Source organism: Elizabethkingia sp. YR214, assembly GCF_003058195.1.
In the GTDB taxonomy this organism is placed as follows: domain Bacteria; phylum Bacteroidota; class Bacteroidia; order Flavobacteriales; family Weeksellaceae; genus Elizabethkingia.
The window spans coordinates 40503-63309 of sequence record NZ_QBUH01000006.1 but is presented as its reverse complement, the minus strand read 5'-3'; the positions used below and the strand labels follow the sequence as shown (position 1 = coordinate 63309).

21 protein-coding genes are annotated in these 22807 nt (G+C 36.3%); 7 read left to right on the top strand and 14 right to left on the bottom strand.

The annotated features are described in order from the left end of the window. Positions 1-48: 48 nt before the first annotated feature. The gene (locus C8J95_RS13195; protein WP_107809225.1) at positions 49-423 is read right to left on the bottom strand and encodes a hypothetical protein; all 375 of its coding nucleotides are present in this window, start codon (positions 421-423) and stop codon (positions 49-51) included. A 136-nt stretch (positions 424-559) separates the two neighbouring features. On the opposite strand from C8J95_RS13195, the gene C8J95_RS13190 reads away from it, so the two are divergent. Next, the gene (locus C8J95_RS13190) at positions 560-892 is read left to right on the top strand and encodes a ferredoxin (RefSeq protein WP_009092021.1); all 333 of its coding nucleotides are present in this window, start codon (positions 560-562) and stop codon (positions 890-892) included. A gap of 61 nt (positions 893-953) precedes the next feature. Here the strand turns inward: C8J95_RS13190 and C8J95_RS13185 are convergent, their stop codons facing one another. The 3 genes from C8J95_RS13185 to C8J95_RS13175 all read right to left on the bottom strand — a co-directional run bounded on the left by C8J95_RS13185 (position 954) and on the right by C8J95_RS13175 (position 4120). After that, positions 954-2393 carry an aminoacyl-histidine dipeptidase gene (locus C8J95_RS13185; protein WP_107809226.1) on the bottom strand — a complete coding sequence of 480 codons (1440 nt, stop codon included), beginning with the start codon at positions 2391-2393 and terminating at the stop codon, positions 954-956. A gap of 1 nt (position 2394) precedes the next feature. Next, complete coding sequence (locus C8J95_RS13180) at positions 2395-3450, bottom strand: nitronate monooxygenase family protein (RefSeq protein WP_255412812.1); 1056 nt, start codon at positions 3448-3450, stop codon at positions 2395-2397. Positions 3451-3520: 70 nt separating this feature from the next. After that, entirely contained in the window at positions 3521-4120 is a 600-nt protein-coding gene (locus C8J95_RS13175; RefSeq protein WP_107809227.1) for a hypothetical protein, read from the bottom strand. A gap of 98 nt (positions 4121-4218) precedes the next feature. On the opposite strand from C8J95_RS13175, the gene recR reads away from it, so the two are divergent. Next, positions 4219-4824, top strand: a complete 606-nt coding sequence (gene recR, locus C8J95_RS13170; protein WP_107809228.1) for a recombination mediator RecR — start codon at positions 4219-4221, stop codon at positions 4822-4824. 133 nt (positions 4825-4957) lie between these two features. Here the strand turns inward: recR and secG are convergent, their stop codons facing one another. From secG to C8J95_RS13145, 5 genes are all read right to left on the bottom strand, one after another. Then, entirely contained in the window at positions 4958-5326 is a 369-nt protein-coding gene (gene secG, locus C8J95_RS13165; protein ID WP_009092010.1) for a preprotein translocase subunit SecG, read from the bottom strand. Positions 5327-5474: 148 nt separating this feature from the next. Then, entirely contained in the window at positions 5475-6503 is a 1029-nt protein-coding gene (gene glsA / locus C8J95_RS13160; protein ID WP_107809229.1) for a glutaminase A, read from the bottom strand. Positions 6504-6581: 78 nt separating this feature from the next. Next, the gene (locus C8J95_RS13155) at positions 6582-8039 is read right to left on the bottom strand and encodes an LptF/LptG family permease (protein WP_185124618.1); all 1458 of its coding nucleotides are present in this window, start codon (positions 8037-8039) and stop codon (positions 6582-6584) included. A gap of 63 nt (positions 8040-8102) precedes the next feature. Beyond that, positions 8103-8744: an outer membrane lipoprotein carrier protein LolA gene (locus C8J95_RS13150; protein WP_107809231.1), complete on the bottom strand. Its 642-nt coding sequence runs from the start codon at positions 8742-8744 to the stop codon at positions 8103-8105. A 16-nt stretch (positions 8745-8760) separates the two neighbouring features. Beyond that, positions 8761-11235 (bottom strand): DNA translocase FtsK, encoded by a 2475-nt coding sequence (locus tag C8J95_RS13145; RefSeq protein WP_107809232.1) that lies wholly within the window; start codon positions 11233-11235, stop codon positions 8761-8763. Positions 11236-11432: 197 nt separating this feature from the next. Here C8J95_RS13145 and ccsB point away from each other — a divergent pair, with 197 nt between their 5' ends. After that, complete coding sequence (gene ccsB, locus C8J95_RS13140; RefSeq protein WP_107809233.1) at positions 11433-14714, top strand: c-type cytochrome biogenesis protein CcsB; 3282 nt, start codon at positions 11433-11435, stop codon at positions 14712-14714. Positions 14715-14777: 63 nt separating this feature from the next. Here ccsB and C8J95_RS13135 read toward each other — a convergent pair whose 3' ends face one another. Beyond that, positions 14778-15392 carry a hypothetical protein gene (locus C8J95_RS13135; protein ID WP_107809234.1) on the bottom strand — a complete coding sequence of 205 codons (615 nt, stop codon included), beginning with the start codon at positions 15390-15392 and terminating at the stop codon, positions 14778-14780. Between the two features lie 188 nt (positions 15393-15580). On the opposite strand from C8J95_RS13135, the gene C8J95_RS13130 reads away from it, so the two are divergent. Both C8J95_RS13130 and C8J95_RS13125 read left to right on the top strand, forming a co-directional pair. After that, positions 15581-16447: an SPFH domain-containing protein gene (locus tag C8J95_RS13130; protein WP_107809235.1), complete on the top strand. Its 867-nt coding sequence runs from the start codon at positions 15581-15583 to the stop codon at positions 16445-16447. A gap of 41 nt (positions 16448-16488) precedes the next feature. Further along, on the top strand, positions 16489-16671 hold the full coding sequence (locus C8J95_RS13125) for an Arc family DNA-binding protein (protein ID WP_034866084.1): 183 nt from the start codon (positions 16489-16491) through the stop codon (positions 16669-16671). A gap of 68 nt (positions 16672-16739) precedes the next feature. Here the strand turns inward: C8J95_RS13125 and C8J95_RS13120 are convergent, their stop codons facing one another. Then, on the bottom strand, positions 16740-17030 hold the full coding sequence (locus C8J95_RS13120) for a helix-turn-helix transcriptional regulator (protein ID WP_021346350.1): 291 nt from the start codon (positions 17028-17030) through the stop codon (positions 16740-16742). A 186-nt stretch (positions 17031-17216) separates the two neighbouring features. On the opposite strand from C8J95_RS13120, the gene ccoN reads away from it, so the two are divergent. Together ccoN and C8J95_RS13110 are read left to right on the top strand one after the other, a co-directional pair. Further along, complete coding sequence (gene ccoN, locus C8J95_RS13115; protein WP_107809236.1) at positions 17217-19490, top strand: cytochrome-c oxidase, cbb3-type subunit I; 2274 nt, start codon at positions 17217-17219, stop codon at positions 19488-19490. Positions 19491-19507: 17 nt separating this feature from the next. Then, the gene (locus C8J95_RS13110) at positions 19508-20386 is read left to right on the top strand and encodes a cytochrome c (protein WP_107809237.1); all 879 of its coding nucleotides are present in this window, start codon (positions 19508-19510) and stop codon (positions 20384-20386) included. A 731-nt stretch (positions 20387-21117) separates the two neighbouring features. Here the strand turns inward: C8J95_RS13110 and C8J95_RS13105 are convergent. The 3 genes from C8J95_RS13105 to C8J95_RS13095 are packed head-to-tail and all read right to left on the bottom strand — an operon-like array spanning position 21118 to position 22804. Beyond that, positions 21118-21717 (bottom strand): HAD family phosphatase, encoded by a 600-nt coding sequence (locus tag C8J95_RS13105; RefSeq protein ID WP_107809238.1) that lies wholly within the window; start codon positions 21715-21717, stop codon positions 21118-21120. Continuing rightward, positions 21707-22315 (bottom strand): hypothetical protein, encoded by a 609-nt coding sequence (locus C8J95_RS13100; RefSeq protein WP_107809239.1) that lies wholly within the window; start codon positions 22313-22315, stop codon positions 21707-21709. The genes C8J95_RS13105 and C8J95_RS13100 overlap by 11 nt, the downstream gene beginning before the upstream one ends. Before the next feature lie 54 nt (positions 22316-22369). Then, a complete protein-coding gene (locus C8J95_RS13095; protein ID WP_107809240.1) occupies positions 22370-22804 on the bottom strand; it encodes a type I restriction enzyme HsdR N-terminal domain-containing protein in 435 nt (144 codons plus the stop codon). Positions 22805-22807: the final 3 nt, after the last annotated feature.

Below are 22807 nucleotides of genomic sequence, written 5' to 3'. Positions count from 1 at the left end.
AGTTCTAATCGGTTAAGTGCAGCTTTTTGCTGCTTTCTGGAAATAAAACTAAACGAGTTTAGGCGGTTGCCAGATATTGAATGTCCTGTTTGGAATAACAGGGAATGAATAAGAGAAAACAGAGGAATCTTTGATAATGGAATTATGCAAAGAAGTCTCTATTGGTTCTAAAATAATATTATTGACAAAGCTCGAGCAGGTTTGACAGCTTTTGCAACTGTCTTTACAAGATTTATCGGCATGTCCGGAGTTTTGATCACAACAGTTTCCATTATGATTGTCTTCATGCTGACAACAGCTTTCTGCAGATTTTTCAGTAGTATGGCAATCCATTTTCTGAGGTACAGCTGCAGAGAACTGATCCGGGTACATAAATGCCCCCAGAAACATCAGAAATAATAGTAAATAGCTTTTTATTGCCATAGTCGGGGACAAAGATAAAACAAAATCTAATAAGAAATACTTTACAGAAGCTTCTTTGTAGCTGATTTAAATTACCTTTTTGATAGACAAGTATGCTTTTTTCTTTCGTAAATTTGTGGATAAGATTTAAATTATTATGTCAGACGTTAAAGTAACCATTATAGATAGAGAAGGTGTTGAACATGAAATTATGGCACCTACAGATATGTCGATGAATCTTATGGAAACCATAAGAGCCTATGAACTTGTAGAAGAAGGAACTTTTGGAATATGTGGCGGGATGCTAATGTGTGCATCTTGTCAGTGTTATAAACTAAGCGACACAGAGGTGCCTGAAATGGGAGATGAAGAAGAGTCATTGTTATATAGTGATGGCGTAAATGTAAAAGAAAATAGCCGCCTAAGCTGCCAGATCCCAATTACTATGGATATAGAGGGATTAAAAGTAGAAATAGCTCCGGAACCATAATTGATCCACAGATTATGTTTTAAAAATATAAAACCCGCCAAAAGCGGGTTTTTATTTTATATTATTTCGTCGGAATTTCTTTCAGAATATCCTGAAGATAGCCCCAGAACTTCTGTACAGATTTTATATTTACTTTTTCCTCCGGCGAGTGTGCACCAGTAATGTGAGGACCGAAAGATACCATTTCCATTTCTGGGTAATTAGCACCAATAATACCACATTCTAATCCTGCGTGACATGCAACAACACGTGGTTGTTCCCCAAATTTCTGAGTGTAAATTCTTTCAAGAACTGATACAATTTTAGAATTAGGGTCAGGCTGCCATCCCGGATAAGATCCTGTGAATGCTACATCCAGACCTGCCAATTCAAATGATGCACGCAGCTGATCGGCCACTGCCATTTTAGTTGAATCTACAGAAGAGCGGGAAAGATTAAGTACTCTTAGTTTTCCTTCCTTCAGTTCTACTTTTGCTATATTGTTAGAAGACTCTACAAGACCTTCTACCTCCGGGCTCATTCTGTAAACTCCGTTATGAGCAGCTTTTAGTCCTTTGATGAAAGATTCTGAATCTGCTGTGCTTATTCCTGATCCGTTTGTCTGAGCTTTGCTGATAGTAATCGTAAGATCTTTTTCTACTGATTTGAATTCATTAAGAATATCAGCCTTCAAAGCTTCTGCAGTTTTTAAAAATGTATCTGCATTTGCTACACTAAAGCTAGCTCTTGCTTCACGTGGAATAGCATTTCTTAGTCCTCCTGCATTAATGTCGGATAATTGGATGCTTTGACCAATACCTGTAAATAAGAATCTCCCTAATAGAACATTTGCATTTCCTCTGCCTTTATCAATATCCATTCCGGAATGTCCTCCTGTAAGACCTTTAATCTCAATAGCGATTCCTTCTCCCTGTATAGCTACAGTATTGTATTCTTTTGATGCAGTTACATCAATACCTCCGGCACAGCCTATATCGATTTCATCATCTTCCTCTGTATCCAGATTAAGAAGGATATCTCCATGTAAAACTCCCGGCTTCAGACCGAAAGCTCCGGTCATTCCTGTTTCTTCATCGATAGTAAACAAAGCTTCTATTGCAGGGTGTGCAATATCTGAAGATTCTAGAATACTCATAATAGTAGCAACACCAATACCGTTGTCCGCTCCTAATGTTGTTCCGTCGGCTTTTACCCAGTCACCATCAACCAGCATGTTGATTCCCTGAGTATCAAAGTCGAAATCTGTATCATTGTTCTTCTGACACACCATATCCAGGTGAGACTGTAATATCGTCGTTTTTCTGTTCTCCATTCCTGGAGTAGCAGGCTTGCGGATGATAACATTTCCTGTTTCATCTTCCGAAGTTTCCAGACCTAAAGATTCTCCAAAATTTTTGATGAAAGCAATAACTTTTTCTTCCTTTTTAGATGGTCTTGGAATAGCATTAAGTGCTGCGAAGTTTTTCCAAATGGCTTTTGGTTCCAGATGTAATAAATCCATTTTATTGTTTGATTATTTTATAAATTGAAATTAACTCGTTCATGATTTCAGCGGTTGGTATATGCTTGGCATATTTTGCATTTTGTCCAGCCCAGTAATTTGTGAATTGAGTGTCGTTATGTTTTTTTGCCAGGCTTCTCATAGCCTGTGTAAGAACGTTCTGAATAGGATATTCAGGTATTGTCAGCTGATTAAGCTCTGTTAGCTTCATGAAATCGTTGCAAATACCACGTGCCCATCTTCCGGTATAGCTTCTGGTTAAGACGGTAGATGTATCTGTAGATTCTTTAATTAAGTCCCGGTAAACATCGGTAGCGGCGCTTTCTTCTGCTGAAATAAAATGACTGCCGATTTGTACTGCATCTGCACCCATATCGAACGCTGCAGCTATAGTTCTTTTATCATACAAACCGCCAGAAGCAATCACAGGAATGTTCACAGCATCTTTTATTTGTGCAACAAGTGCAATAAGCCCTATATATGGAAGGCATTTTTCGTTAAGGAAACTACCACGATGGCCTCCGGCCTCAATTCCCTGTGCAACGATAGCATCAACACCTGATTTTTCAAGTTCTACAGCTTCTTCTACACAAGTGGCAGTACCAATAGTATAGATATGATAAGTCTTCAACTTCTTTATACTTTCTTCATCCAGCATTCCAAAGGTAAAACTTACATATTTTATCTTTTCCTCAATAATCAGATCAATTAAATCCTGGTATGGATAGAACTGATAATTGAATTCAAAATCCTGGGCCCAGTTTTTTTCTTTTAAAATGCTCTGAATAAAATGAGCCATCTTTTCCGTTGCAATTTTATTACTATTGATATCCGGGGCTGTATTGACAAAAAGATTTACAGCGAATTCATTTTTAGTGAGCTGCTTTGTCTCCTGAATCAGTCTGTAGGACACTTCCGGGGAAAGTCCACCTAACGGAAGAGAACCCAGTCCGCCCATCTCCGATACATCAGCTACCATCTTAGGTGTTACTACACCCAGCATAGGAGCCAAAATTATAGGATATGGAAGATTAGAAAGAAAAGTAGAGTTCATCATACAGACAAATTTACAAAATAAAAAACCGTCAATATAGAATTGACGGTGTGTATTTTTTATCAAATTAAATTTAGCCTCTTGCTCTTTCCAGCAGAACCATCATCATGAATGAAAGAATAAGTCTGGATTCATCATTGTCAGGTACATCAGCAAACTTTTGCAGCATAAATTTTCTTCCGAAAAATGAAGGCATCTTCTTTAGCTGAAAGATTTTGTTGCCCTCTTTGTCTGTTAAGGTGTAAGATGGGTTTAGTATATAGCCTGTAAACATTCCAATAATAGGCAATTCACCGATCATGTTATCCCATACTTTTACCCAGCCATTATCTTCACGGATGGTATAATCTTCGCTTCCGTCCTTATCCATTCCGATGTAGGTGGATTTCCATATAGATTTCATTCCTCTTCGTCCAATTTTACCAAGAGATTCTCCCGTTTTGCTTTCAGAAATTGAATAGTTTGCATTGAAGTCCAGCCAACGGTCTGCCTTAATGTGGAAAAGTTCTTCAGCTTTGGTTTCGTTGTTGAAGACAATTACATCTTCTTTTAATTTGAACATTTTCTGGCGAACATATGCGATTGTATTGTCATTTTTGTCTTTTGCAACAAAATCGTTGGCCAGGGTTGTAATTTTGAATTGTAAGAATAGCGGGTATTCAGGATTTTTCATCAATAATATATTATAGTTAGGGCCTGCAAAAATAGCGTAAACATAAATGGTCAACAAACTTTTTTATAGAAAGAAGGTAAAATGATACCTTTGCAGATATGAATTTTCCAAGTAAAGTTTTAGAAAAGGCCGTTGAAGAGATTTCAGGGCTTCCGGGAATAGGACGGAAATCGGCAACAAGATTGGCTTTGTACCTGTTAAAGCAACCTCAGTCTCAGGGAATGGCATTGGGAAATGCTATTCAGGGATTGGTAAATGATATTAAATATTGTAAGATCTGTCATAATTTTTCTGACCACGATATTTGTGAAATTTGTGCGAATAGTAACCGTAATGATAGCCTGCTATGTGTAGTAGAAGATGTACGAGATGTAATGGCTATAGAGAATACAGGGCAGTATAATGGTAAATACCTTGTTCTGGGTGGAAAACTTTCTCCAATGGAGGGTATAGGTCCTAATCAGCTGAAGACTGAAAGTCTGATCAGTAAAGTAGAAGCTGGTGGTGTAAGTGAAGTTATATTTGCACTAAGTGCTACTATGGAAGGGGATACAACAGCCTACTATCTATACAAGAAACTGAAACATTATCCGTTGAATTTTTCTGTTATTGCAAGAGGGATTGCAGTAGGGGATGAGCTGGAATATGCAGATGAGGTTTCTTTAGGAAGATCTATTAAATACCGATTACCATATCAGGAATAAAAGAGTATAGAAAACTGGTGTGATTTCTGAACATTGTTCAGGAATCACAGTTCTTATTAAAAGAAAAACTGCTTAAAAAAACTCGTAAGAGCCCTAGTAAGCAGTTTCTTCTAAACTAAACTATTAAATCTATCTATTTTGCAGTCTGCGCTGGCGCAGAGGATTGCTGTGTTTGTGGAGCTTGTGCCGTAGGTTTCTGAACCGGGGCTTGTGGGTTGTTTGGAAGCTCCTTTTTTGTTGGTTGTGATTGAGGAATTACTGTTGATGGTTTCCCTGTAAGAATAACACTCAACATAATCAGAACAATGATAAAAATTCCTAATGACCATGTAGCCTTATCCATAAATTCATTGGTTCTCTGTACTCCGAAAGAAGCTGAAGATGTACCTCCAAATGTACCAGAAAGACCGCCTCCTTTTGGATTTTGGGCCATGATAACAATGATCAGAAGCACACATGCAATGATAATAAGAACCATGAAAAGGCTAAATATCGTACTCATTTATTTTAATTTTCAGTTGGCAAATATACAAAAATATTGATTCATTTGAATATAATTTTTGTGTGAAAAATTTAAAAACACTATTAAATTTATACATTATGGACCAGAGAAAGTCTGGTCGTATATAAAATAACCGATCAGAACAATTTTATCTGAACAGACTCAGGTTATATTTTTTTACAAGATCAAGGATCATATGGTAGCCAGCTAAGGAGTTCCCATGCTGATCCAGGGCAGGACTGTAAACTCCAATTCCCATTTTTCCGGGAACACTTACTGTAATACCACCACCGACTCCGGATTTACTTGGTAAACCGACTGTCCGTGCATATTCTCCACTGAATTCATACATTCCGGCAATTAGCATCTGAGATTCTATCAGCTGGGCAATATCTGCATTTTTATAAGTAGTATCGCCATCATAACGTGTGCATTGGTGGGCAAAAAAATAGCCTATCTTAGCCAAATCTTCGGCGGTAACTTCTATCGAGCATTGCTTAAAATAGTTATTCAGCTTTTCTTCATTACCAGTTATCAGTCCGCTGTTTTTCATTATATAAAACATTCCACGGTTACGGTGTCCGGTTTCCCGTTCAGAATTATAAACTTCTCTGCTGTAGTTTATATTGCTGTTTTTGGTAATGTACTGTACCATTTCCAGTATTTTTTTGAAAGGTAACTCACCTTCTCCGTCTATTAGAGCAGTTGTTAAAATAGCACCTGCATTCATCATAGGATTTAATGGCTTTCCGGTTGTTTCCAGATTTGAAAAATGATTGAATGGTTTGTCGGTACCAAAGTAGCCCATTTTATCAAAGATATTCTGCTCTCCTTTTTCCCGGACAGCAATCATTAATGATATAATTTTTGAGATACTCTGAATGGTAAATTTCTTATTGGTATCGCCTACATTTATAATTTTTCCATTTTCACCAATGACAGATAGGGCAATAGATTTTGCATCTGCTTTACCTAGTTCCGGAATGTAATCCGCAACTTTTCCCTGTTGGTAATAAGAACGGTTTTTTTCCAGAATATCTTTTAAAACTTGTTCTGTAATAGCATAGCCATCTGTTTTTTGTGAGGCTACAGCTTGGGCCTTAACAGCTGTACTAAAAGATAATGTACTTGTAGTAAGCAGAATTCCAAAAACGAAAGTCGAAATATTTTTTTTCATACTGAATTATAAATATTAGGCTGTTTCTGAAATAATAAATCAGAAGTAGCTTTTTAAAGTGTTATTTCCAATTGTATTTTACTGATAGCGCTGATGCTCTTTTGATTTGGAAAAACGATCAATGATTGGCTTGAAAAAGGCCTTGTACTTTTCGGCATCAAACAACTGAGAGTCTGTTAGTGCTTTATAAGTCATCCATACCCCGAACGGAAGTAAGATCATATTGGGCAGCCATGTAGCCAGATATGGATTCATTTCTCCTTTCCATGCGATATTTTCCGTCATTAGGTTGATAACATAAAATAAGATGAATATCACAATGGCTATGATTACAGGGAGACCCATTCCTCCTTTTCTGATGATAGATCCAAGGGATGCACCAATCAGGAAGAAAATTACACAGGTGAAGGAATAAGAAATAATACGCTGCTGGTACATTACGACCTTGGTGTAGTATTTAATAATATCTATAATCTGATCGTTCTTCATCTGATAAGCGCTTTTAGCAGCCTGCAACTTATTATGAGCATAATACAAGGCTTCCATTTTCTTGTCTCCCTTCAGAGAGTCAAGTTTAAAAGGTTGCTTAACCAGCTTTTTATCTGTCTTAATCTTATCAATATAGGATACATAACCGTTTTGCTGACTTACAATATCCTGAGAAATTGTATTGAAAGCATCTTTGTCATCCTTTCTTTTCTTTTTCAGTGTTTTGGCAATCTGATTATAAGTCTGGAACTGATAATCGTCTGTAATATTTTGCTCTTCCAGAGCTTTGTTTAAAAGTAAAGAAACATCGAAGTGTTGTACAAGTGAATCAAACTTTATGGCTTGATTAGCTTGTTTTTCTCTTTCTTTAAAATCTTTATTAGCAATCTGATCCTGGAAGATATATCCGTTATACAGAATCAGTTTAAGATAGTGTTTGTCTACAGCCTGAACGAATTTTCCGTTCTTGGCAACTACTGTTTGGTTATCTTCGTATGAGTTGGCTACTTTGTGGATAAATACGCCATTTACATTTTCTCCGTTTTCTCCCTTTATTTCATCAAATTTTATCGTCATTCCTGGTACCGTGTCGATAAACTGTCCTGGTGTAAAGTTTAGTGCAGGACGAGAGGAGGCAATATTATAAAGCATATTCTTTGCTTTACGCTGAAAGTCCGGAATAATATTGTTGGAGAAAAAGTAGAGGAGTACGGAAAGTAGAATAACCATAATGAGCAGTGGCCTCATTACGCGGAGTAGTGATATCCCCGCAGACTTCATGGCGGCCAGTTCATACCGTTCCCCAAAGTCTCCAAAAGTCATGATAGCTGCAAGCAGGATCGTCAACGGAAGTACCATTTTTACGACGGTAACGCCCATGTAAAAAAGCAGTTTTGAAATTTCCCAGGCACTTAATCCTTTACCGGCCAACTGCCCCATCTGTGTCCAGATAATGTTTACAATGAAGATGAAACAAAGGACACTGAAGATAAACAGGAAAGGACCGAAAAAGGTCTTTATAATGTATTGGTCAAGCTTTTTTATCATATATTCTATATAAAAAGCCACATCTTTGTGTGACTTTTTTATGCTTTGCTTATTTTATTATAACTACAATTCTGTAATCAGATAATTTTTATAATTGGTTTTGTTGAAAGTGAAAACTGAAGGAGAAAGGTTTTGATTTTCTATATATTTTGAAATCTCAATTACCGCAACCTCATTGTTCTCCGAAAACTGTTCTAATTTCACCAATTGTTTCTTAGCTGAATTGACGAACAAATTTACATATTTTATCCCATTATTTGAGACCGGAGTCATTTTTATATAATCAGCATTGATTCCGCCAATGTTTTTCTTACCCATATACTGTACTGTATATCCGTTTTTGTAAGAGTCAATATAATTAAGAGGAGAGAACATCGTTTCGTTACCTGTAGGTTTTGCAATAGTAACTTCCTTATCATCGCCGCTAATACTGTATACTTTATTACCATCGAAGATTTGTTCCGTACCCATAATATTCAGCTTGTATTTACTCCCTGCAGAATAGAAAATACCAGTAACTGCTTTTCCGGCCGTACCGCTTCCGTTACGGTAAACAAATTTGAAATAATTATTTTTTTTCGATTTGTAATTCGCAGAAACGCCGTCTAAAATAGTTTTTGCATTAGCATCTATTTTTTGTCCAAAACCCATAGTAAAGGCCACAGCAAAAATTCCGACAGATAATTTCTTTATAAGGTTTTTCATCTTTTTGTTTTTTAGATTATTTGCGCAATTCTTCCAAAAACTGTTCCAAAGAATGCAGATCTGTAATCAATACTTCCCGAGCCTTAGCTCCGTTGAAGCTTCCAACAATACCTGAGGCTTCTAACTGATCCATTATTCTTCCGGCGCGATTATATCCCAGCTTCAACTGACGCTGTAACATAGATGTTGATCCTTGTTGTGTAGAAACTACAATTTTGGCAGCTTCATCGAAAAGTACATCCTTTTCATTAGGGTCAAAACTTCCGACAGAAACAATAGATTCATCTCCTGAGTATTCAGGTAACTGATATGCTTCCGGATAACCTTTTTGTTCTCCAATGAATTCTGCGATTTTTTCTACTTCAGGAGTGTCTACGAATGCGCACTGCAGACGAATAAGATCATTTCCATTGAAGTACAGCATATCTCCTTTTCCTACTAACTGTTCAGCTCCCGGGGTATCCAGAATTGTTCTGGAGTCAACTCCGGAAATTACTCTGAAGGCAGCCCGGGCAGGGAAGTTAGCTTTGATCATACCTGTAATAACGTTTACCGATGGTCTTTGCGTTGCCACAATAAGATGTATACCAATAGCACGGGCAAGCTGTGCCAAACGGGCAATTGGCATCTCTACTTCTTTCCCGGCAGTCATAATAAGGTCTGCAAATTCATCCACAACCAATACGATATAAGGAAGATATCGGTGTCCGTTTTCAGGATTTAATTTTCTTTCCGTAAACTTCTTGTTGTACTCTTTAATATTTTTACAGAAAGCATTCTTCAGCAATTCATAACGATTGTCCATTTCAATACAAAGAGAGTTCAGCGTATTGATAACTTTTGCATTATCTGTAATAATAGCATCGCCACCATCCGGTAGTTTTGCTAAATAGTGTCTTTCTATTTTTGAGTATAAAGAAAGTTCAACTTTCTTAGGGTCAACCATTACGAATTTTAATTCGCTAGGGTGCTTTTTGTAAATAAGTGATGTCAGAATAGCATTGATACCTACAGATTTACCTTGCCCTGTTGCTCCGGCCATTAGTAAGTGTGGCATTTTTGCCAGATCGGCCATAAAGATCTCATTGGAAATTGTTTTACCAAATACAACAGGGAGATCCATGTCGGTATTCTGGAACTTTGGTGAAGCTATTACCGAACGCATACTTACCATAGATGGGGTTTGGTTTGGTACTTCAATACCAATAGTACCTTTCCCTGGCATTGGCGCAATAATTCTGATGCCCAAAGCAGAAAGATTAAGTGCTATATCGTCCTGAAGTTTTTTAATTTGTGCTACACGAATACCTGCTTCAGGTACAATTTCATATAGTGTAACAGTAGGACCTATAGTTGCTTTTATTTCGGTAATACCTACGTTGAAGTTTTTAAGAAGTCCGACAATACGGTTTTTATTTTCTTCAAGCTCATCCTGATTAATGTTAATATTCTCGTTACCGTAGTCTTTTAACAAAGAAACAGAAGGCATTTGGAATTTGGCAAGCTCTAATTTATGATCGTAAAGTCCATGCTGATCTACCAGGCTTTGAGATTTTTTATCCGCCTCATCCAATACTATAACTTCTTCCTCCTTTTGTTCTACTGTAAAAGCAATATCTGGCGTGCTTGTCACTTTATGAACAGAGACTTCATTACTTGCAACAGTCGATATTGGAGTGGTAGTATGATTAGGAGTCTCTATAATAGGTGGAGGAGTAGGTATATGAACAGGTTCCGCTTTAGGAAGCTCTTCTGTAACTACAATTTTATTTTCAGCCTCTTCAGCTTTTTTATCAAATGGAGAAGGTCTTTTAGACTGCGTAAGGTTTACCTCTTTTGGTGTTTCGTCCACAACTGGAAGCTCTTCCTCTTCATTGTCATCAGAATCATCATCCATTGCAGAAACTTTATTTTTGAATTTCCCTAAAGTGTTTTCATTTAGTTCATCCATTTTTGCTTTGATGTTGGATGGGCGCAAATTAAATTCTAAAACGAAATATAATCCGATACTTAAAAGAAGTATCATCCATAATCCGAAAGTTCCAATGATAGCATTTAGGTAATCCATAATCTGGAAACCATATACGCCGGATAATACACCCTGCCCCTTTGTAATAACACCCATGAAAATTGGCAGCCAACAGATAAAAAACAAACTATGAGAAATAGTTTTCCATGGCTTGAAATAATTTTTTTTCAGGATCAATGTTCCGAAAACAAATAATAAGAAAGCAACAATGAAACCTGCTATTCCGATAGATTCAAAAATGAAAAAATTACCCAGCCAGTCGCCAATCTTCCCAAATACATTGGAAGATTTAATAGACTTGTCTAGCATTGTCCCTGCCTGGCTTTGGTCGGCCTTCCATTTCATAAGATAAGAAATGAAAGAGAGGGTAAGCACTATGGAAAGGAAAACGAATGTTACGCCGGAGATAATTCTTAATTTCGAAATGGTCTTAGTCTTAGCAACTTCTGGCTTTTGATTCATTCTTTTTCTGTGTTATATAAGGTCTTTGCAAATTTAGAATAAAATAGCAAAAAAACTAATGTTGTTTTGATTGTAAAAAGAGAGCGTTTGGGTAATAGAAAATATAGTGAAAAACGATAGACATGATTTTTCTCCATGTTGGCTTATAATAGTTTTTTTGGTGTAATTTTGCCGGATGTGTTTTTAGAGTACCCATAATGAAGAAATTACAGGATATACTTATTTCTACCAGAACAATGGCTGTATTGTTACTGGTATATGCCATCTCGATGGCAGTAGCTACGTTTATAGAAAATGATCACGGGACACCCGCAGCTAAGGCATTGATTTATAATGCTAAGTGGTTTGAGCTGGTCATGTTGCTTCTTATCATTAATTTTATCGGAAATATTAATCGATACAGACTTCTTAGAAGAGAAAAATGGCCGTTGTTAGTATTCCACTTGGCTTTTATTCTGATTTTTATCGGAGGAGCTATTACACGTTACATCAGTTTTGAAGGAATGATGCTGATTCGTGAAGGTGAAACATCTAATCAGATCGTTAGTGAAAAACAATATTTCAAAATACAGATAGAGGATAAAGGTGATATTCTGAATTATGAGGATGTACCTTATATTATGTCTCCATTACATCATGATTTTAATGCTACTTATGATTTCAGAGGTGAAAAGTTTACAGTGAAAACACTGGACTATATCCAAAGAAAGAAAGATTCACTAGTAGTTTCTGAGGGTGGGAAAAATTATCTTCACCTGGTTTCCACAAACGATCAGGGGAGAGAAAATATATTCATTGCACCGGGTGAGGCAAAGAGCGTAAATGGTATGTTGGTTGCCTATAACCGTAAAATTGAAGGTGCTGTGGAAATTCATGATGAAAATGGATTCCTTCAGATCAAATCTCCATCCGATGCTCAGTATATGACGATGGCAACGCAAAAAACTGGTGTTGCTAAAAAAGATGCACTAGATTCCCTAAAGCTAAGAAGTTTATATACAATTGGTGATCTGAAATTAGTTGTACCTGAAGGAGTGAAGAAAGGGAAGCTTATAGAATATGAAGGTGATAAGAAAAAAGATCAGGGAACACCAGATCTTTTGAGATTAATGGTTGAAGGTCCTAAGACAAAACAGCCTGTTGATATATTAGTTGATAAAAATAATCCTAATATGGCTAAGCAGATTATGGTAGATGGTAAAAACATTATGTTAGGATTTGGTCCTAAAGTTTTACAGACACCATTCTCTCTGAAGCTTGATAAATTTGTAATGGAAACTTATCCGGGAAGTAATTCCCCATCTGCATATGAATCTCATATACAGATTATAGAAAACGGAAAGCAAACACCATATAAGATCTATATGAACCACGTTCTTAATCACGGTGGATATCGTTTCTTCCAGGCAGGATTTGATCCTGACAGAAAAGGAACTCATCTTTCTGTAAACCACGATTTCTGGGGAACCAACATTACTTACGTAGGATATACTTTCTTATTCCTTGGGCTCTTCGTTTCATTGTTCTGGAAAGGAACTCGTTTCTGGCAACTGAACAAAATGTTGAAAGATATTAGCAAGAAAAAAGCTGTAGTTGTAGCATTCCTATTGTTTGCTTTTGGTAGTGTAAATGCACAAACCTATGATGGTGGCAGCAGTAAAGGTAAGATCGACATGCACGGACAGGAGACTCACGGAGCTCCTAATGTGGAGAAAATGGAAGTAGGAAAGCCTGCAGGCCCTATGAAGCCTAAGGTTTTGGATCCTGAAACTGTGGTTCAGCATTCTAATGTCAATAAAGAGCATGCTGATAAATTTGGCTATGCTTTGGTACAAAATGTTGAGGGGCGTATTGTACCTGTTAATACACTCGCTTTAGATATACTAAGAAAGTTATACAAGAAAGATTCTTTCCATGGAATGGATGCCAATCAGTGGTTCCTTTCCATTACGACTAATCCTTTTATGTGGACTCAGGTACCACTTATTAAAGTACCAAAGAAGGGTGGGGATGAATTGCTTAAGAAAACTAAAGCAAATGAAGATGAGTATACAACATTACTAAACCTTTTCCCGATGGACCCTGTTACAGGACAGCCTCGTTTTGTATTAGAGCAGGATTATAATACAGCTTTCCGAAAAAAACCGGGAGAACAAAGCATGTATGATAAGGGAATTATTGAACTAAATGATCAGGTTCAGGTTTTCAATGGAATTCTTTCTGGACAATATATGCGTATTGTTCCGGTACCAAATGACAATAACTATACATGGCATTCATGGTTAGATAACAAATTCGAACCAGATGAAGCTTCTCAGAAAGTGATGGGACCATATTTTGCAAGTGTTCTGGATGCTACAAAAAATGGAGATTGGGCTACTGCTGATAAAGAACTAGTAAAGTTACAAGATTATCAGCACAAGTGGGGATCTAAGATTATGCCTTCTGACACAAAGGTGAAAGTAGAGGTATTTATGAATGATCTGAATTTATTCTTCAAGCTCCTTATTGCCTATACGATAATCGGTGGTTTAATATTTATATTAGGTTTCGTTTATTTATTCAAACCAAATAAAAATTTAAATAAAGCAATCAATATTATAATCTGGATCGGAATTGTAGGATATGTTGCACACTTCCTTGGTCTTGTAGGCCGTTGGTATGTTTCCGGACACGCACCTTGGAGTAACGGTTACGAAGCTATTATGTTTATTTCCTGGGTCGGAATTACTGCAGGACTTATCCTGTACAGAAACTCTAATGCACTTATACCAGCAGCAGGTTTCCTTGTAGCTGTTATTATGATGGGGTTTGCACATGGAGGAGCGCAGCTTGATCCACAGATTACCCCTCTTGTACCAGTACTTAAATCTTACTGGCTAATTGTACACGTTGCTATTATTACATCCAGTTATGGATTCTTTGCTCTTTCGGCTATTATTGCAGTGATTACATTGTTCTTTTATATTGTAACTAACTCTAAGGTCTATAAAGAGCATAATGATAAAACGATTAAAGAATTGACTATTGTAAGTGAAATGTCATTGACAATAGGATTGTTTGCACTTACCGTAGGTAACTTCCTTGGAGGTATCTGGGCAAATGAAAGCTGGGGCCGTTACTGGTCTTGGGACCCTAAAGAAACATGGGCGTTTATTTCCATTATTATTTATGCATTTGTACTGCATATGCGTTTAGTACCAGGGCTTAGAGGCAGATATACATTCCACGTAGTAACAATGTTTGCTTTCTGTTCTATGATTATGACCTATTTTGGGGTTAATTATTATCTTTCAGGATTACATTCCTATGCGGCAGGAGATCCAATTCCGGTTCCGTTATGGGTATACTTGAGTTTAGCTTTCGTGCTTGCTCTAAGTATAGGAGCATGGTTTAAATACAAAAAGCTTCACAGTGCTAAATCTTCGTCTAATAATAAATCGAAGAAAGCAGAAGAAAGAACAGAGATTGAGCCTTAATCAGTATACAATAAAATAAAAAGCCAGGATATTTCCTGGCTTTTTTTGTTTGTGTAAATATTCTTATTTGATTTCTTTATAGAAATAGCTAAGATTGGCCCATATTAAAAAATCCTGAGCCGAAACCATTTCTGAGGGTGTTTTGAAAGGAGCTATTTTTGATACTTCCTGCTGAGAGGTTCTTCCAAAATTAAGGCCGCTTCTGTTGTATAAAGAAGAGTTGTCATTTTCTCTCGGAGCTCTGTGATAGACTATAACTCTTTTGTAAATTGTAAGCCCTGTTTTATCAGAAGTATGCAATCCAAAGAATTCTGGTTTAGTTCCCTCAAGAAATATAGAATCTTGTTTTGCTTTAATTTTGTAGGCTAGTTTCAATTTGCCATTTATAACAAACAAAGAGTCTTTTTTGTAATCAATAACAAGTTTATCATCCGAAGTATCCACTGAAAACCAATATTGGTTTAACATATTTACATCAACTGATGTTTCTGCCCCTTTTGGTCCTTTTAAAGAAACTCCGTTTTCAATTTTATAGCTATTATTAAACTGATAAGTGTATGTTTTTTTTGCTATTGTTATTGGCGGTTTAGTGTTGTCACCACCATCTCGGTTGTCATTGTTGCTACAAGAGCTTAAATAGCCAGTAAGGATAATTAGAAAAAGTCGGTTTATGCGCATATATAGTAGTTTTAGTGGGTTGTGATTTCGCATCTAAAATTAGGAATATTCCCAGTAGTAGCATATTAAAATAGCTTAACCTGATTTTATTCATATTTCTAACTGTAGTGAGTTTTTTATGAGAAATAATTTTATTGCTTTTTTATATTATTAATTTCATATCTTTATGATATCAAATTAATATCAATATGGAAAAAAATCTGAAACCAATGTCTGGTTATGTGGCACTACTTATAAGTATCTTATTATTATTTGGTGCTGTTACTCTTTTCTTTACAGGAATGCAGTATAACCCTTTCTTGTCCGTTGTGGGGGTATTGTGTTTTATTCTTGCAATATTTTTTATGAAAGGTCTTATGATTATTCAGCCTAACCACTCCAGAGTGCTTAACTTCTTCGGAAAGTATGTAGGAACTGTTAAAGAGAATGGATTGTTCTTTATCAACCCTCTCTATTCTTCACAAAGAATGAGTCTTCGCTCAGAGAACCTTCAGGGACAAACACTGAAAGTAAATGATAAAATGGGAAATCCTATTGAGATAGGAGTTGTTATTGTATGGAAAGTAGGAGATACCTATAAGGCAGCCTTTGAGGTGGAGCGTTATACCGATTTTGTGAAAATGCAGAGTGAAGCAGCGGTTCGTCATTTGGCGATGAGTTTTCCTTATGATAATCTTGAAGATGATCATGCGCCGATAACCTTAAGAGAAGGTGGAGAAAAAATTAATCAGATCCTGGAGCAGGAACTTACAGAAAGGCTTTCAAAAGCCGGAATTGTAATTCAGGAAGCCAGAATTAGCCACTTGGCTTATGCTTCTGAAATTGCAGGAGCAATGCTTCAGCGCCAACAGGCTACCGCGATTGTAGCAGCAAGGGCTAAGATTGTGGAAGGTGCTGTAGGGATGGTAGATATGGCTTTGAAAAAACTATCGGAAGAAAACATAGTAGAGTTGGATGACGAAAGAAAAGCGGCTATGGTAAGCAATCTTATGGTTGTACTTTGTGGTGAAAAGGCTGCACAGCCTATACTAAATGCTGGTACTTTGTATAATTAGAATGTAGACTAAGCGAAAGCTTAACAGAAAAAATAAAAATTTTGAGTGCAAAAAAAAGCTTTGTCCTCCGGATTGATGAAGAAACTTATAAGCTTATTGAAAAATGGGCTTCAGATGAATTTCGGAGTGTAAATGGACAGATTGAATTTGTTGTTCATCAGGCTTTAATAAAAGCCGGACGAAAGAAGGAAAAGGACAATGAAAAGCCGTTAGATAGTAAATAAACATAACGTATAAAAAAGCAGCGGGGAGAAACTCCCCGCTGCTTTTTTATATACTGTTCTTATTGTAATTACAAGTATTCATCCGGAACCTGGATGTTATTTTGCTTCAGATAATCTATAAGACTTTCATGTTTTTGCTGCATATCGTTGGTGCAATTTCCTGAAAGGCTGCAAATTTCGGAGGGGCTAATCTCCAGTATATCTGCAACTTTTAGTAAGGTTGTCATGTTCATTTTAACTTTGCAGTTTTCTAAATCAGAATATGCTTTTTGGGAAATACCCAGCTCCAGAGCCATATACTCCTGGGTTAAATCTTTATTTCTCCGGATTTGTCTGATACTGTTGCCACATTCTTTCATCGCTTATGCTTTTAGTAGATTTCGGTATACTTTAGTAGTTGGTCTACTGGTACACCACAAAGATAACGAATACCTTTGAAACACAAATAAAACAGGTGGAAAATACTGTTTTTAGTGTAATTCTTTAGCTATTTTTTGCTAATCAGTTAGTGGAATATAACCTTATAAAATAAATACAGTAGAAAAATGGAGGCGCAAAAGTTTCATTATGACAACAATATTGTTCGGGCATTTTTATATGCAACAATAGCGTTCGGTCTCGTAGGCTTTCTTCTTGGGCTTACGGCAGCTTTAATGTTGTTCTACCCTGAGCTACCGGAATTCCTTTTCGGTACGGACGATACGACGATTCAGAGTTTAAGAAGCGGAAATATTCAGGGACTAATTAATACACAAGGAGCGCTTGGTTTTGGCAGAATAAGAATGCTGCATACCAGTGCAGTAATTTTTGCTTTTGTGTGTAACTCGTTTTTCTGCGGTGCTTATTACAGTATGCAGAGACTACTGAAAACCAGAATGTACAGTGATACACTTTCATGGATACATTTCTGGTCTTGGCAGTTAATGATTGTAAGTGTGGTTATTACATTCCTTATGGGGATTAATACATCTAAAGAATATGCAGAGCATGAATGGCCTATCGATATCTTAATTACTTTCTCATGGGTTATCTTCGGTATCAATATGTTTGGTACAATTGCTAAGAGAAGAGTAAGACACTTATACGTAGCCATTTGGTTCTTTATTGCAACCTGGATTGGGGTAGCTTTACTTCACATTGTAAACAACTTGGAAGTTCCGTTAAACTTTTGGAAATCATATTCAGTATATGCAGGGGTAAAAGATGCATTAGTGCAATGGTGGTACGGTCACAATGCAGTAGCATTCGTATTGACAACACCAGTATTGGGGCTTATGTACTACTTCATGCCGAAAGCAGCAGACAGACCAGTATTCTCCTATAAATTATCTATTATCCACTTCTGGTCTCTAATCTTCGTATACCTTTGGGCTGGTCCTCACCACCTTCAGTATACTTCTTTACCTGGCTGGGCTCAGGCATTAGGAACAGGTTTCTCCATCATGCTTATTGCACCATCTTGGGGAGGTATGCTAAATGGACTACTGACACTAAGAGGAGCTTGGGATAAAGTAAGAGAGAATCCGGTACTTAAATTCTTTGTAGTAGCTGTTACATGTTATGGTATGGCAACATTCGAAGGACCGCTTTTAGCAACTAAATCTCTAAATAAAATTGGTCACTATACCGACTGGGTAATTGGTCACGTACACTTAGGTGCACTAGGATGGAATGGTTTTATGGCCTTTGGTATTATCTATTTCCTTGTACCATTAATGTGGAAAACCAAACTATGGTCTGTGAAATTAGCTAACTGGCACTTCTGGCTGGGGACTCTGGGGATTATCTTCTATGCGGTACCAATGTATATCTCTGGTTTCACACAAGGTTTGATGTGGAAACAATTTAACCCGGATGGTACTTTGATGTACAAAAACTGGTTAGATACTGTAACAGCAATTATTCCATACTTTAAGTTGAGATTCCTTGGTGGGATATTGTACCTGACAGGAGCACTATTGATGGTAGTGAATGTATTCAAAACAGTAAGAAAAGGAGTATTCGAGAAAAATGTTCCGGCAGAAGCACCAGCGTTAGCAGTTATTGGTAACGACAGAAAAGATGGAGAGCCTGTTCACTTATGGATTGAAAGAATGCCAACTGTATTATCCATCGGAGCATTTGTTACACTGGCAATAGGAGGTGCGGTTGAAATTATCCCTACTCTGAGTGTAAAGAGTAATGTACCAAATATAGCAGCTGTTAAACCATATTCACCATTAGAATTAGAAGGTAGAGACTTATACATTCGTGAAGGATGTAACTCTTGCCACTCCCAGATGATCAGACCTTTCCGTGATGAAATTGTAAGATTTGATGGTAAAAACGGACAATATTCCAAAGCAGGAGAGTTTATATACGACAGACCTTTCTTATGGGGATCTAAGAGAACTGGTCCGGATTTACAGAGAGAAGGTAATAAGAACCCAGATTCATGGCACTTTAAACACATGTATAATCCAAGAGTAACATCAGCAGGTTCTATTATGCCACGTTTCCCATGGCTAATTACAAATGAACTGGATCGCTCGGAAATGGTAAATAAAATGAAGCTAATGAAAAATGCATTTGATGTACCATATACCAAGGCGCAGATAGATTCTGCAAACGCATGGGCCGATAATCAGGCTAGTGTAATCGTACAGAAAATTTACTCCGAAGCTGCAGATATTAAAGAGCAGGTAGCACAGGAAAAAATTGCCAAAGGCGACAAATTTATTCCGATTGAGAAGAGAGAAATTGTAGCACTTATCGCTTACCTGCAGAGACTTGGGGTAGATATTAAGACTACAGATGTACAAACAGCCTCTATTAAATAACTTTAAATAATTTAGTTATGAAAGTAAGAACACCGATTTCAGTTTATATAGTACTTACATTCTGCCTGATAGCTTTAGCTTTCGAGATGTTTGCTCCCGAAGTTCATTACCTTACATCTCCCTATTTCTGGGTTGTAGTGATTATGTCAGCCTTGCTGTTATTAATAGTGAGTTCACTTCAGGATCTTGTAGAAAACGAAAATTTTAAGAAGTTAACTGATGAGGATAAGAAGCTTTATCTGGAGCAAAAAAAGATTTCCTTTTTGCGAAGATTGTGGAATTCTGCTGTTAAAAAGCAGTCTCAGAAAGAAGAAACAGATCTTATTATAGATCATGGTTTCGACGGGATTACAGAGCTGGATAATGCTTTGCCTAAGTGGTGGATTGGTTTATTCTACTTCGGAAATATCTTCTGTGTTATTTATATGTTGGCTTATGTATTCACAGATTATGCCCATCAGGATGCAGAATATGAAAAAGAACACAAAACAATGCTGGCTTCTATTGAAGAATATGAGAAAACAGCACCAAAAATAACACTTGAAACTGCTAAATATGACCCTTCTAATATTGCTGAAGGGGAGCAGTTATTCAAAACCAATTGTGCAACCTGTCACTCGGAAGGAGGTAAAGGTGGAATAGGGCCAAACCTGACAGACAATTATTGGATTAATGTAAAAGAAAAGGATGTATTTCATAATGTATTCTGGATGCTGGAAAATGGCTCTCCAAATAATCCAACGATGAGACCATTTATTAAAGATGGTACTATCTCCGGCAGGGATGCAGAAAAGATTGCAGCTTATGTATACCATATTAATCAGGAAACTCCTCCTGTGAAGGTTGAGCAAGGAGGAGCTTCCCCTCAGGGAGAAGAGGTTAAATGGGAAAAATAAATTAAAGAGTTGTCGGTTAGTGGTGAACAGTACCTGCCAAAATAGTATATCCATAAATTTCTACTGTATACTGCTAACTGTCAACCAGTAAAATATGTCTCCTGAATTCTATCTCATTTGCGTAAAGCATTTTTACTGATCAGCAATTTGAGATAGAATTTTTAAAATCCTGATGATAGAATAACTTCGTCATCATTTTTTCAATCGTTTTTTTTATAAAACGGGTCATCAAAAAGCTTTTTGATGACCCGTTTGTTTTTTAGTCAGGACTTTAGACTTATTACTATTTCTTATTTACGAGGTTATAATTATATTTTTTCAGATATCGATTTGTGTATTTTTTTCGAAAGAAGTGAAAAATATTGATCAAAAAACTTCAGCTATATACTTGTTTTAACGTTTGCATAGTAAATCAGAAGGAGCAACGTAAGAAAATGAAATATATTTTTCTTTGGAAAATATATAGTAAAATCTATCTTGTACAGACATAAATTATTTAGTTTATATCAGATCTTCTGCTCCGGTTTTAATTACCTAATGAATCTCTCATTAAATAAAATTATCAGCAATTATCATAACTACCGGAGCAGATTTATAAGATACATTGAAATATTGCAAACAACTTCCTACCGGATGTCAGGTATTTATTTCTCATAATGTCGTTTATTGTATAGTATCTGCCTGTTTTATTAAAAAAATAAAGGATCATTTTTCTGAATGCCCCTTTAATTTTATATGTTGAATTTTTGTAATTCTTCCTGAAGGTTTGTTTCTGGTCCCACGTAGATGGTATTGAAATCCATAGCTTGTGCTGCACGAATATTTTCATAATTGTCATCTATAAACAGACATTCCGAAGCATTGAGATTGTATCGGTTCAGTAATAGTTGATAAATACGTTCGTCAGGTTTAATAAGCTTTTCTTCTCCGGATACCACAATACCATTAAAAAGACTAAAGAAATCATAATTCTGATAAGCGTAAGGGAAAGATTCTGCGGACCAGTTGGTAAGGCCATATAGTTGATAGCGGCCATGCAAATTACGAAGTATATTTACATTCTCCTCAATGGTTCCTTTTAGCATTACAGGCCACTGGCTATAATACAAAGCTATTTCTTTTGAAAATTCTGGGTATTGATTTTGTAAGATTTCTGTTGCTTCCTGAAAACTGCGGCCACGGTCTTGTTCAGCATTCCATTTTAGTGTAGCGATATGATCCAGAAAGTAATTCATTTCTTCATCAGTGTTGAAGACATTCTGATAGAGATATTTGGGATCCCAGTCCATAAGGACGCCCCCAAAGTCAAATATAATGTTCTTAATAATCATTGATAATGGTGATAATGGTGTTGTTGTTATTTCCTTTTATTGACTTTATTTTTCCAGTCTTATATGAATCAAATTCATTGAAGTATGAAAATGTAATATTACCAATGGATTTTATTTTTCCCTTTTCATAATTATTAAAAGAGCTATAATAATTGAAATTTATATTTCCTATAGATTTTATATTACCGGCTAAACCATCACTAAGTTCACTATAATATTGAAATATTTCTCCATTAACGGCTCTTATTTTACCCCGATCATTTGATGTAAAACTGTTGTAGTACTCAATATTATTGTTATTTGAATTTTTGATTATAGGATTACTGTTGTCTTTTGTATAATCAAAGTCAGAATCTTCAGTAGTACTAACAGATTGTCCGTTTGGTGTGATTATGTTATCGAAATATCCGGGGTTTCTACTTTTTTGAAAAAGTGATAATACTTTTCCTTGCGAATCCATTGCAATATAGGTGTTGTCGATATTGAAGAATATAATAAAGTTCTTACTCTTTTGAAAGAGTCTGATCTCATGAATATCCTGAGCTTTAGTAAAAAAAAATAATATAAGAAGTATAAAGATGTAGTATTTTCTGATCATGGTGAATAGTTGTTTCTTAAAAGTGGCATCAATATTTATGCCCCAATCAGGAATCTAAGTACCAAAATTACTAAACTGGTAACCATTTTGTGTTAAGCTAGCGTAAATATGTTGTAAACCGTTGCTTAAAATAATTTCTCCAGCGCCCAATACAGAATTGTAACGAGCGGTTTGTTCAAAAGTTTTTTCGGTAAGTTTTATCTGCGGAGCTTTGCATTCTATAAGAATTTTGGGTTCAGTTTTTTCAGTAACCAACAAATCTATTCTTTTGGTGAGTCCATTTAATTCTATTTTTTTTTCAGCTATAAGAGCTGAAGGCGCATAGGTTTTTAGACTGAGAAAGTGCTGAATCCAGTGCTGGCGTACCCATTCTTCAGGAGTAAGCAAAAGGTACTTTTTGCGCAGTACATCATAAATAAAAAACTTATCTTTGTCCTGCCTGAATTGAAAATCAAATTGTTTACTGAAATTAAGTTTAGGCAGTTGCATAGA

Bases quoted from the DNA above. Each gene is read 5' to 3' on its own strand.
- C8J95_RS13120 (WP_021346350.1), bottom strand. From the start codon at position 17,030: ATGAAAGAATGTGGCAACAGTATCAGACAAATCCGGAGAAATAAAGAT.
- glsA (WP_107809229.1), bottom strand. From the start codon at position 6,503: ATGAAAAAAAATATTTCGACTTTCGTTTTTGGAATTCTGCTTACTACA.
- C8J95_RS13175 (WP_107809227.1), bottom strand. From the start codon at position 4,120: ATGAAAAATCCTGAATACCCGCTATTCTTACAATTCAAAATTACAACC.
- C8J95_RS13105 (WP_107809238.1), bottom strand. From the start codon at position 21,717: ATGATTATTAAGAACATTATATTTGACTTTGGGGGCGTCCTTATGGAC.
- ccsB (WP_107809233.1), top strand. From the start codon at position 11,433: ATGAAGAAATTACAGGATATACTTATTTCTACCAGAACAATGGCTGTA.
- C8J95_RS13145 (WP_107809232.1), bottom strand. From the start codon at position 11,235: ATGAATCAAAAGCCAGAAGTTGCTAAGACTAAGACCATTTCGAAATTA.
- C8J95_RS13150 (WP_107809231.1), bottom strand. From the start codon at position 8,744: ATGAAAAACCTTATAAAGAAATTATCTGTCGGAATTTTTGCTGTGGCC.
- C8J95_RS13110 (WP_107809237.1), top strand. From the start codon at position 19,508: ATGAAAGTAAGAACACCGATTTCAGTTTATATAGTACTTACATTCTGC.
- C8J95_RS13130 (WP_107809235.1), top strand. From the start codon at position 15,581: ATGGAAAAAAATCTGAAACCAATGTCTGGTTATGTGGCACTACTTATA.
- C8J95_RS13190 (WP_009092021.1), top strand. From the start codon at position 560: ATGTCAGACGTTAAAGTAACCATTATAGATAGAGAAGGTGTTGAACAT.
- ccoN (WP_107809236.1), top strand. From the start codon at position 17,217: ATGGAGGCGCAAAAGTTTCATTATGACAACAATATTGTTCGGGCATTT.
- C8J95_RS13180 (WP_255412812.1), bottom strand. From the start codon at position 3,450: ATGATGAACTCTACTTTTCTTTCTAATCTTCCATATCCTATAATTTTG.
- C8J95_RS13135 (WP_107809234.1), bottom strand. From the start codon at position 15,392: ATGCGCATAAACCGACTTTTTCTAATTATCCTTACTGGCTATTTAAGC.
- secG (WP_009092010.1), bottom strand. From the start codon at position 5,326: ATGAGTACGATATTTAGCCTTTTCATGGTTCTTATTATCATTGCATGT.
- recR (WP_107809228.1), top strand. From the start codon at position 4,219: ATGAATTTTCCAAGTAAAGTTTTAGAAAAGGCCGTTGAAGAGATTTCA.
- C8J95_RS13155 (WP_185124618.1), bottom strand. From the start codon at position 8,039: ATGATAAAAAAGCTTGACCAATACATTATAAAGACCTTTTTCGGTCCT.
- C8J95_RS13095 (WP_107809240.1), bottom strand. From the start codon at position 22,804: ATGCAACTGCCTAAACTTAATTTCAGTAAACAATTTGATTTTCAATTC.
- C8J95_RS13185 (WP_107809226.1), bottom strand. From the start codon at position 2,393: ATGGATTTATTACATCTGGAACCAAAAGCCATTTGGAAAAACTTCGCA.
- C8J95_RS13100 (WP_107809239.1), bottom strand. From the start codon at position 22,315: ATGATCAGAAAATACTACATCTTTATACTTCTTATATTATTTTTTTTT.
- C8J95_RS13195 (WP_107809225.1), bottom strand. From the start codon at position 423: ATGGCAATAAAAAGCTATTTACTATTATTTCTGATGTTTCTGGGGGCA.